This is a genomic window from Veillonella sp. 3_1_44, assembly GCF_000163715.1.
In the GTDB taxonomy this organism is placed as follows: domain Bacteria; phylum Bacillota; class Negativicutes; order Veillonellales; family Veillonellaceae; genus Veillonella; species Veillonella parvula_A.
The window spans coordinates 109,546-121,077 of the sequence record NZ_GG770199.1 but is presented as its reverse complement, the minus strand read 5'-3'; the positions used below and the strand labels follow the sequence as shown (position 1 = coordinate 121,077).

Annotated in this window: 8 protein-coding genes; all 8 read right to left on the bottom strand. The window is 41.2% G+C overall.

All coding sequences use genetic code 11. The features are described 5' to 3' along the window. Nucleotides 1-49: 49 nt before the first annotated feature. The gene (uvrB, locus tag HMPREF0873_RS00545; RefSeq protein WP_004697449.1) at nt 50-2,227 is read right to left on the bottom strand and encodes an excinuclease ABC subunit UvrB; all 2,178 of its coding nucleotides are present in this window, start codon (nt 2,225-2,227) and stop codon (nt 50-52) included. Continuing rightward, entirely contained in the window at nt 2,227-2,610 is a 384-nt protein-coding gene (locus tag HMPREF0873_RS00540) for a hypothetical protein (RefSeq protein WP_008600675.1), read from the bottom strand. The genes uvrB and HMPREF0873_RS00540 overlap by 1 nt, the downstream gene beginning before the upstream one ends. Further along, entirely contained in the window at nt 2,600-3,535 is a 936-nt protein-coding gene (gene ftsY / locus HMPREF0873_RS00535; protein WP_004693455.1) for a signal recognition particle-docking protein FtsY, read from the bottom strand. Before ftsY ends, HMPREF0873_RS00540 begins: the two co-directional genes overlap by 11 nt. Further along, a complete protein-coding gene (gene smc, locus HMPREF0873_RS00530) occupies nt 3,535-7,089 on the bottom strand; it encodes a chromosome segregation protein SMC (protein WP_008713716.1) in 3,555 nt (1,184 codons plus the stop codon). Before smc ends, ftsY begins: the two co-directional genes overlap by 1 nt. Before the next feature lie 45 nt (nt 7,090-7,134). Continuing rightward, a complete protein-coding gene (locus tag HMPREF0873_RS00525; RefSeq protein WP_038125330.1) occupies nt 7,135-8,334 on the bottom strand; it encodes an elongator complex protein 3 in 1,200 nt (399 codons plus the stop codon). A 170-nt stretch (nt 8,335-8,504) separates the two neighbouring features. Beyond that, the gene (rnc, locus tag HMPREF0873_RS00520) at nt 8,505-9,245 is read right to left on the bottom strand and encodes a ribonuclease III (RefSeq protein WP_004693448.1); all 741 of its coding nucleotides are present in this window, start codon (nt 9,243-9,245) and stop codon (nt 8,505-8,507) included. Continuing rightward, nucleotides 9,245-10,489 carry a beta-ketoacyl-ACP synthase II gene (gene fabF / locus HMPREF0873_RS00515; RefSeq protein WP_004693446.1) on the bottom strand — a complete coding sequence of 415 codons (1,245 nt, stop codon included), beginning with the start codon at nt 10,487-10,489 and terminating at the stop codon, nt 9,245-9,247. The genes rnc and fabF overlap by 1 nt, the downstream gene beginning before the upstream one ends. A gap of 35 nt (nt 10,490-10,524) precedes the next feature. Next, on the bottom strand, nt 10,525-11,481 hold the full coding sequence (locus tag HMPREF0873_RS00510) for a nitronate monooxygenase family protein (RefSeq protein ID WP_004693443.1): 957 nt from the start codon (nt 11,479-11,481) through the stop codon (nt 10,525-10,527). Nucleotides 11,482-11,532 lie beyond the last annotated feature (51 nt).

Genomic DNA, 11,532 nt, shown 5'->3' with positions numbered 1-11,532 from the left:
TATAGTCTATATAATCTATGTGTTTTCTTACAATCTTTTAAAATTGCTCCTAAGATTTACTTTTTGGACTCGTCCGCTTTCTAGATTTGGTAGAAGCAGGCTTCTTCAACTTGCTATCTCCTGCACTATGCATATCGGACCATTGTTGACGTAATACGCCCAATTGATCACGTAATTTAGCAGCGGATTCAAATTCAAGCTGCTTGGCGGCGGCCTTCATTTGACGATCTAGCTCTTCAATCTTATTGTACAATTCTTCCGGTGTTATATCTGCCACCTTAGGTGCTGATGTATCTTGAACATATGATTCGTGTCCATGGTCCATGCCCTCTGAGGATTTTTTTTGTTTTCCTTTTTTCGGTGAAAGTCCCTTTCCCTCGGTAACCATATCTTCTTCGATTTTCGTTAATTCGATAAGCTCTTTTACATCTTTAGATACAGATTTAGGCGTGATATTATGTTCAATATTATAAGCCTCTTGCACGGCACGACGACGATCGGTTTCATCGATAGCTCGTTGCATGGAACCTGTTACACGATCTGCGTACATGATAACATGACCATTCACATTACGAGCCGCACGACCTATAGTTTGAATCATGGCCGTATCGGAACGCAAGAAACCTTCCTTATCCGCATCTAAGATAGCAACCAAGGAAACCTCTGGCATATCGAGACCTTCACGAAGCAAGTTAATACCAACTAATACATCGAATACGCCAGCCCGCAAATCACGAATGATTTCAGCCCGCTCAATAGTAACAATATCGGAATGAAGGTAACGAACTCGTACGCCCATTTCCTTCAAAAATTCCGTTAAGTCCTCAGCCATCTTCTTCGTCAATGTCGTAACAAGAACCCGTTCATTCTTGGCAGCTCGTTTGTGAATTTCTCCAAGCAAGTCATCCATTTGCCCCTTAATAGGACGAATTTCTATAGATGGATCTAATAGGCCCGTAGGACGAATGATTTGCTCTGCAATATTCGTTTCTACTTCCATTTCGTATGGGCCAGGTGTAGCCGATACGTATACAATTTGATTGATACGCTCTACAAATTCATCGAATTGAAGAGGTCTATTATCTAATGCAGAAGGAAGACGGAAACCGTATTCGATAAGAGATTCTTTACGGGCACGGTCACCATTATACATAGCACGAATTTGAGGCATCGTCACATGCGATTCGTCCACCATGATGAGGAAATCATCTGGGAAATAATCAATCAATGTAAACGGTGCTTCCCCAGCCTTACGTTCAGACATATGACGGGAATAGTTTTCGATGCCCGAGCAATAGCCCATTTCTTGCATCATTTCTATATCGTAACGGGTACGCTGTTCTAAGCGCTGAGCCTCCAATAGACGGTCAGCAGCTTTTAACTTCGCCAACTGCTCATCTAATTCGGCTTCAATACGCTCTACAGCAATATTCATCTTCTCTTTCGTCGTTACATAGTGAGATGCTGGATAGACAGCAACGTGTTTTCTTTCCGCAATAACTTCACCCGTCAAGGAATCTACCTCTACGAGGCGGTCGATTTCATCACCAAAGAGCTCCACACGAATGGCTCTTTCACTATAAGCGGCAGGGAAAATATCAATTGTATCCCCTTGTACACGGAAGGTACCGCGGATAAAGTTCATATCATTTCTCGTATATTGAATATCTACGAGTTTAGATAAGATTTCATCGCGCGATTTAGTTTGACCTAAGCGCAAGGACAATACAAGATCAGAATAGTCCTCAGGGTCACCTAAGCCATAAATACAGCTAACAGAGGCAACGATAATGACATCGCGGCGCTCAAAAAGGCTCATCGTAGCACTATGTCGCAGTTTATCGATTTCATCATTAATAGACGCATCCTTCTCGATATATGTATCACTAGAAGGAATATAGGCCTCCGGTTGATAAAAATCGTAGTAAGATACAAAGTATTCTACCGCATTATTTGGAAAGAAACTTTTAAATTCACTACATAATTGAGCCGCCAAGGTTTTATTATGAGCAATGATCAAGGTCGGCTTTTGAACTGCTTCAATAACCTTGGCCATTGTAAAAGTCTTACCAGTACCAGTGGCACCGAGCAAAACTTGCGCCCATTCACCACGTTCAATACCTTCTGTTAAAGATTGAATCGCGGTAGGTTGGTCACCTGTAGGCGTAAAGGGCGCCTCCACTTTAAATGGTTGGCCCCCCTCGTAATTATATGTACTATGCTTCATTACTGTTCATCCTGATGTTTACGGATGGCTTTCATTTCTTCATCCGTCAAACGACGACCTACATTTTCCGCTTGATTCAACGTATCCTCACCTTCTAAGACTTCGATGAGCATAGCAATAGAAAAGCGATCTAGTGTAGGTGTGGTCTTCTGGATTTCATCAGCCATCATCCAATCTGATTCAGTATAGTTATTAATACGTTCTGTAATTTCTTCCCAGTTTGAAAGTAGCAATCTCGTAATGGGGCGATATAGTTCAATACCGAAGTACTCGATTAAGCTAACTATCTTATTCATATTTTCTAGGCTAACATTACATTCATTTTTTTTATTTTCAGATTCTACATATTCAAGTAAGAATTCCCGGTTATATTTATTTGTCACCTTGAATCATTCCTTTATTAAATAGTGCATTAGCAAATTCTTTTGCATTAAATGGACGCAAGTCATCCATACCTTCGCCAACGCCAATCCAGCGTACGGGTACGCCCAGTTCCTCTTTAATAGAGATAACTACGCCGCCTTTTGCTGTACCATCTAGTTTAGTTACTACAATACCATTTACTGGTACAGCTTGACCAAATAATTTAGCTTGGCTTACTGCATTTTGACCCGTAGTACCATCTAAAACGAGCAATGTTTGATGCGGCGCACCTTCTACGTGGTTATTCGCTACGCGCCCCATCTTTTTAAGCTCTTCCATAAGGTTAACCTTAGTATGTAGACGACCAGCCGTATCTACGATAACAAGGTCTGCATTACGAGCTTTCGCAGCTTCCATTGCATCATATACAACGGCAGCAGGGTCTGCGCCTTCTTTATGTTTAACAATCGGCACACCAACGCGATCAGCCCAAATGGATAATTGGTCAGCTGCAGCGGCACGGAATGTATCACCTGCAGCAATGATAACCTTTTTACCTTCTTTAGTATAATAGTTAGCCAATTTAGCGATTGTCGTTGTTTTACCAACACCATTTACACCAACTACGAGGATAACCTCAGGATGGTGCAAAGTAATTTCATCTTCTTGATCGATGAGCATTTCCGTGATGCGGTCTTCCATAAACGGCATTACATCGCCTGTATGATTAATGATACCTTCTGTTACACCACGACGAATTTCTTTCATCAAGTATTCTGTCGTCTTAGGGCCTAGATCACTAGTAAGCATAACTGCTTCTAAATCATCTAAAAAATCATCATCGATTTGCGCATAACCAATAACGATGCTTTCTACATTTTTTACAAAAGACTTACGAGTTTTCTCTAAACCGTCTTTAATTCTATCAAAGAATCCAAATGCCATTATGCTAGATCCTCCTTCACATCTTCAAATGCTACTGTTAATAATCGCGATACACCGCGTTCCACCATGGTTACCCCTTGAAGTACTTCGGCAGCTTCCATCGTCTTTTTACGGTGAGATACAACGATAAATTGTGTTTCTTTATTTATTCGATTTAAGTAAGAGCTAAATCGTTCAACATTAGCTTCGTCAAGCGCCGCGTCAACTTCGTCAAGCACACAGAACGGAGCTGGACGATAGTCAAGGAATGAGAACAATAAAGCGATAACCGTAAGAGCACGCTCACCACCCGATAAAAGTGTCAATTGTTGACGCTTTTTCCCTGGTGGTTGAATGTAGAAGTCGATACCACCCGTCAAGATATTATCTGGATCAGTAAGTACAATTTGCGCAGTACCACCGCCAAACAATTGGCTGAATACTTCTTGGAATCTACGGCCTACCACATCCAATACATCATATAGCTGTGTACTCATCGCCTTATCCATTTCGGCAATAACCGCCTGTAATTGCGCCTTTGCCGTATCTAAATCAGCTAATTGTGTGGTTAAGAAATCATAGCGTTCTTTAGTCTCTTCGTATTCCTCAACGGCATTTGGATTGACTGGACCCAATTCGGCAATTTCGGCTATCAAACGAGCTTGCTCATCCTTCCAATCGCTAACGGAGCCTTCAATGCGAAGGACTTGAGCATCTTCCAAAGTAAAGCCTAGCTCTTGTAATTCTTCTACAAAGCGCTCACAGTCCATGCGATGACGTGTAATTTTACCTTCCATATCAACAAGGCGACCTTGCACCACTTTGTAGCGTTGATTCAATCGGTCTTGCTCACTGAGGATAGATTCCATTTCCTCGCGCCCCGTAGATGTTTTATCATAAGCTTCATCGCGAAGGGCACGTAATCGTTCAACCTCAGCCGTAGCAGAGGTCAACTCTTGTTCTGCAACTTCCTGAGCCAGAGGGATATCCTCTTCATAGCGTTGTGTAGTACTAACTAACAAATTACGAAGTGGTGTTAAACGCTCAATAATACTAGAAATAGACTGATTACGCTGTTCACGTTGTGATTCCCGTTCCTGAATGGTATGTCGCAAGGTATCACAAGTAAGGCGAGCTTCTGTAAAAGCTTCATACGCCTCTTGTTGCACCTTTTGCAACACGGTTAATCGACCCATCAACGCCCCTTGATTACCATCCATACCATGATCCTCTTGCAAGGAAGCTAATGCTGTTTCTTGATCTTTCAAGTTAGCTGTTGTAGTAGCCAAATCAATATCAATTTGTACTAAACGTTGCTCTTCTTCATGGAGAACACGTTTCTTACGATCCAGCTGATTTTGTATATTTTGTACCTTTGTTTCACTAGCCACATAGAGTAAGTTCGTATGTTGATAGCTTTCATCAAGAGTCGCTTGATCCTTTTCAGTCTCTTCAACCCGTTTTTCAAGGCTTTCTAAGTTAGCTATTAAGGAGCGAATTTGTTCTTCAATTTGTACCAGTTCTTGTTCAAGACTAGCAGCCTCTTCCTTGCGGCTCAATACAGAAGCACGCTTACGTTTTGTGGCACCACCGGTTAGAGAACCACCAGGTTGAAATTGTTCCCCTGTAAGAGTTACGATGCGCAATTGCTGATTGTATTTTTTCTGTAATCCAATGGCATCATCCATGGAAGACACTACCAAGGTGCGCCCCAATAAGTATTGGAAAATATGGGCGTATTTATTATCAAAAGAAATACAATCAACAGCAGTGCCTAATACACAGCTTTCATGTAAAGCCGGTGTATCATATGGTTTACCTTTAACAGAATCCATCGGCAAGAAGGTTACGCGACCACCTTGGATAGATTTCAAATAATTGACACCCTCCGCAGCAGCGCGAGCTGTAGTAGTTACAACGTGGTTAACACTACCGCCTAAGGCCGTTTCGATAGCCGTAGTATATTTCTCCTCTACCGTAAAGAGATCGCCAACAGCGCCCGTGATCTGTTCGCGCCAAGAACCTTTACCATTGAGGATGTTCTTTGTGCCTTCTAAGTAACCTTCGTGCTGTTCCTCCCACTGTGCTAATAGTTCTAATCGACCTTTTGCACGTTGTTCTTGAGTGCGCAGCTTTTGTAATTCCTTACGCTCTTCACGCGCTTTCATGATCGCATCCTTAGCATCATCAACGAGGGCTTGTCGTTGAGCAGATAAGGCATTAAACTTTTGACCTAGCGCTTCAAATTCAGAACGAGCGACTTGTAGTTCACTATCTACCTGTGCTATTTCAGATTCTAGAATAGCACATTGATTTTTACTTTCCCCCTTGCGAGCTTCTAAGCTCCGAATACTAGCCTTAGCCGTTTCAATAGCACTCACAACTTCTAATTGACGTTTCTCAAAAGCCTCTCGATTGGATTGCAAGGATTGGAACTTAGCTTGTTCTGACCTTACATCTTCAACAGCCTTTTTGTAACTCGCTTCTAATTCTTCTAGATTAGACTCTTTTTCTACTAATTGAGCACTTTCATCTTGAATCAATTGATTTAAGATGCGCAATTGTTGCTCCTCGCCCTTTTGCGTAGCCTCTAGCTCGCTAATGCGCATAGACGTTTCATCTAATTCACGGCGCGCTGTTTTTAGTTGCTCTTCTAAGAGACGTAAATGACCAGATAAGCGTTCTTCATCGCGTTGCTTTTCAGTATATTGAGCCTCCCACAACTTAAGCTGTTCCTGCTCTTTTGACGAGGACGATTGCAATTCGTGACGACGAGCCTCTAATTTAGACAATTCAGTTTGAAGCTCAATTTCTTCATCTTTAAAGGCAATATTATCGTTTTCAAAACGTGTTAAAAGACGATCAGAGGTCTTATAATTGTGGAAGCCTAATGCCCCATCATAATCGCGCTTTGCGCGGCTTAAGGTCATATATTTTTTAGTCTTTTCCGCTTTTTCAGACAAAGGTCCTAATTGCTCTTCAATGGTAGCCATTACGTCTCGTACACGCTCCATATTACGATCTGTACTGGCAATACGACGCAATGCATCTTCTTTATTGATCTTAAAGCGAGAAATACCTGCTACATCTTCAAAGATAAGGCGCCGTTCTTCAGGTTTAGAATTTAAAATAGCATCAATTCGGTTCTGCCCAATGATAGCCATGGAGTCTCTACCAAGACCGGTATCTGCTAGTAAAAGATGTATGTCCTTTAAACGACAAGATCGCTTATTAATGAGGAACTCACTTTCACCAGTGCGGTATATACGGCGTGTAATGGCTACCTCAGCCATATCTATATCTAATTGTTGGTCACTATTGTCAAACACAAGTGTAACCTCAGCAGCGCTCATAGGTTTGCGCTTTTCCGTACCAGAGAAAATAATATCCTCTGCTTTTTGACCGCGCAAATTACGGACATTGGATTCTCCCAATACCCATTTCATAGCATCCGTAATATTACTTTTACCACTTCCGTTAGGACCAATAACGGCAGTCATTCCTGGTGAGAATTTTACAATCGTTTTATCCGCAAACGATTTAAAGCCCTTTAATTCCAACCGAAGTAATTGCATGACTGCCTCCTTTCTACCAACAACCCTAAATAATCATATCTTTTATTATAACACATATTGCAGGCCATCAATACAGCAACGAACGGTATTTCTCGTGCGTTCTTCACACCATTCAAATGCATACTGCGGATACTGAATCTGAAAGTATTTAACGTTTCGATTATTAAGGCCTCGCACCTTAGATGTTAAGCATCTCGGATAAGAAATAACAATATTATGCTGTACTGCAATACCATTATTCCTAATATAATTTGTTCTATCATTATTAGTGTTATCTATATATCCACTATTATCAGCATTATAAGCACTAACTCCACTAAATCCTAGCTTTTCATAAGTAGCGTAGTCAGTTAGATTAAAACAATCGTTACTTAGTGCGTACGTATACTGAGATGCATGCTCATCAATACAACGTTCAATTCGCTGCTTATACTGTTCGTTCACAACCAGCTCCCCCATAGCGGGCTCATATGGCCCCGCTACTAAGCTATTCCTAGAATCTAATTCTTCTGTACTTTGTAAACCCGTGCGAATGACTTCAATGCCATGCTGTTCAAACCAATCTTTTAAAAATGAACAATACTGTATAGCTAGCTCAGTACTTAGTGGTTTATATTCTCCAGCTCTATACTGTTCGGCTAGCTCTGTATTTTCTATAACTAGTACGGGATAGATACGTACAAAATCAGGTCGTAATGCGGCTACTGCAATGGCCGTTTCTATTATGGTTTGCCATGTCTCTCCTTTTAGTCCCGGTAAAAGTTGAACCCCAACGGTCATATCACGATGTTTTAATCGTGTAACAGCCTCTACTACCTCTTGTGCCGTGTGCCCCCTCTTAGCATCGACTAAAATACCATCATTCATAGACTGCACACCAAGTTCCACAGTTTTTACTCCATAAGACTGTAATAATGTAATCGCTTCATCTCCTACAGCATCGGGCCTTGTAGAACAGCGTATGCCATCAATGAGGCCCTGTTGAAGCATTTCATAGGCAGGCATTAATAATTTATGTTGTAAATCTTTAATAATAGCCGTAAATGATCCACCATAAAAGGCAACCTCCCAAAACTTTTCATTCCGCTTTGTTCCTACATAGTCTTTGATTGTTTGTTGTATATATTCTGGAGTTAGGTGACTAATACCAGATTGGCCTGTAATACGAGATTGATTACAAAATGTACACACATAGGGACAACCTACGTGAGGTATAAAAAAGGGAATCATACCAAATGGTTTCATAGACACCTCCTCTTCTTATGTAAAAATTATTATTCATCTATTATTATATAGATTATTGTTCATCTATCATTATATAGATCATTATTCATCTACCATTATATAGATTATTACTCACATACTATATATTACTCACATACTATTATACAAAAAAAGCGCCATTCGGCGCTTTTCTATTTATCAGCCATCAACTTTTCTAAAGTCAATTGAGCCGCATGTTGTTCTGCAATTTTTTTACTTTTACCAGAGCCGGCCTCGTAAGTAACACCATTAATTTCAACCTCCATATGGAAGGTTTTAGCATGATCGGGACCACTTTCACTGAGCAAATGATAGACAATATGTTTATCCCCATCACGTTGCACATATTCTTGTAATAATGTCTTATAATCTTTGCCCCGCTTACCTTCTAAGGCTTGCATGATATAGGTAGTTAAATGCTTTAAAACAAAGGCCATAGCCGTTTGATAATCTGTAGAAATATAAATGGCACCGATGAGAGACTCAAAGGTATCCGCTAATATAGAGTTTCTATCGTTACCACCGGAAGCGCGTTCTCCATGACCGAGCAATAAATATTGTCCTAGTTGCAAAGAACGACTCACAGATGCTAAAGAATCCTCACACACTGTAGCGGCCTTAATTTTCGTTAAATTACCTTCAGCCATATCTGGATATGTCTTAAATAGGTATTCCCCAATAATAAGATCCAAAACAGCATCGCCTAAAAACTCTAATCGCTGATTGTGATGAATATGCTTTGATTTATGTTCATTCGCATAAGAAGTATGTGTAAAAGCACAATCTATAATGGATATATCTGACACAGGTATGTCTAAACGAGCAACAAGCTCATGAAGAGATTCTTCACGAGCTTGTGTTATCTTACTCTTATGCGTTTCGATAGTAACCATTAAGCTTCATAACGGCGAATGCAAAGTGTACCGTTATGACCACCAAAACCGAAAGAGTTAGAAAGTGCACATTTTACTTGAAGTTCACGTGCGCCTTCACGAACATAGTCCAGATCCAAACCTTCATCAGGATTGTCACAGTTAATTGTAGGGTGAACTTTACCAGTTTCAATCGCCATTGCCATTACGATAGTTTCAATAGCACCAGCAGCCCCCAATAAGTGACCTGTCATGGATTTAGTAGAGTTAACAGCGATATTTTTAGCGTGATCGCCGAACAATTCTTTAATAGCCAATGTTTCATTTTGGTCATTAAGGCCAGTAGATGTACCATGAGCATTGATGTAGTTAACGTCTTTAGGATCAATACCTGCATCTTTAATTGCTAATTCCATACATTTACGAGCTTGAACACCACCTGGAGCTGGTGCAGTGATATGGTAAGCATCACCATTGCTACCATAGCCCACAACTTCAGCATAGATATGCGCACCGCGTGCTTTTGCGTGTTCTAATTCTTCAAGAACTACGATACCAGCACCTTCACCCATTACGAAACCATCACGGTCACGGTCAAATGGACGGGACGCCTTTGTTGGCTCATCATTGCGTGTAGACATAGCTTTCATAGCCGCAAAACCAGCTACAGCAGCCGGAGATACCGCAGCCTCAGTACCACCAGCAAACATCACATCAGCATCTCCACGTTGGATGATACGGAATGCATCGCCAATCGCATTTGTACCAGAAGTACAAGCAGTTACGTCTGTAATAACTGGACCTTTAAGACCAAGGCGAATAGATACGCGTGCAGATGTCATATTTGCAATCATCATAGGTACTGCAAATGGACTTACACGGCCAGGACCTTTTTCGAATAATGTTTCATACACCTCATGGATAGAGTCAATGCCGCCTATACCTGTACCAACTACAGTACCACAGCGATCTAAATCTGCTTTATCTAAATCAAGATCAGCATCTTCACAAGCAAGAACAGCTGCACCGATAGCAAATTCTACAGAACGGTCCATACGACGAGCTTCTTTCTTGTCTACCCCATAGTTTGTAATATCAAAGTCTTTTACTTCACCCGCAATGCGTGTTGCATAGTCAGATGCGTCAAAGCGTGTAATCGGCCCAATACCAGATTGACCTGCCAATAACGCATTGTAGAAGTTCTCTTTACCGATACCTACAGGAGTCACTGCCCCTAAGCCAGTAATTACTACACGTTTTTCCAATTATTCCACCTCTTATAGCTATACAGCCCTTTAAATTAATCAATCTCTGCTACTTGCTGTTTTAATTGAGCAAAGATATCTTTAACTGGCATAATCCTATCGACTTTTCTCATATTATTGCCAGAGAACACCAACCCCGTTTCCACATCACCTTGTTGTGCGCGAGAAAGAGCACGGATAATGCAGAATTTATGGGAACAATGTTTTAAACAGTTATCACACACCGTTGGAGGCGCTACAGTACCATCTAAAACAGATTCAGCAAATTTGTTTTTTATTGCTTGACCAGGCAAACCAACAGGACTTTGAATCAATACTATATCCTCAGGGTTTGTAGCTCGTACATACATTTTTTTCAATTCATCAGATGCATTACATTCATCAGAAGCAGCAAAACGGCTACCCATTTGAACACCACTAGCGCCGATTTTTAACATTTCAACGATATCATGGCCATCTAGAACACCACCAGCAGCAATTACTGGAATGTTTTTTACCGCTGCTACAACTTCGGGAACGATTTCTCGAGCGGAACGATCCGTCCCCAAGTGTCCACCAGCTTCACAGCCTTCTACGATTACAGCTGCAGCACCTAAACCTTCAGAAATGCGAGCTAATTTTGCGGACGAAACAATTGGTACAATAGGAGTACCAGACTCTTTGCCCATTGCGAACATATCTCTTGAAAAACCAGCACCTGCTACTACAAGATCAATGCCTTCTTCGATGGCAGTCTTTACTAAGCCAGCAAATTGAGTTGCTGCTACCATCGCATTTATACCAATAATACCCGTAGGTGATAATTTTCTAGCTAATTGTATTTCGTATCGTAATTCATCGAAAGGCAAGCCCGATGCCGCAATAAGGCCGATACCACCTTCATTTGCAACGGCTGCTGCCAAGCGAGCTGTAGACAATCTAATCGCCATACCACCTTGAATAATAGGTACTTTGGCCACTAGATTCCCAATGCGAAGTTCAGGGAGCTTCACTATCAAATCCTCCTGTAAATAAAACCGGTTGGGAGGCCACTCGGCCTCCCG

What these genes read in the sequence shown, in the direction of transcription:
- rnc (WP_004693448.1), bottom strand. Translation starts at nt 9,245, where the DNA reads ATGGTTACTATCGAAACGCATAAGAGTAAGATAACACAAGCTCGTGAA.
- ftsY (WP_004693455.1), bottom strand. Translation starts at nt 3,535, where the DNA reads ATGGCATTTGGATTCTTTGATAGAATTAAAGACGGTTTAGAGAAAACT.
- uvrB (WP_004697449.1), bottom strand. Translation starts at nt 2,227, where the DNA reads ATGAAGCATAGTACATATAATTACGAGGGGGGCCAACCATTTAAAGTG.
- HMPREF0873_RS00525 (WP_038125330.1), bottom strand. Translation starts at nt 8,334, where the DNA reads ATGAAACCATTTGGTATGATTCCCTTTTTTATACCTCACGTAGGTTGT.
- smc (WP_008713716.1), bottom strand. Translation starts at nt 7,089, where the DNA reads ATGCAATTACTTCGGTTGGAATTAAAGGGCTTTAAATCGTTTGCGGAT.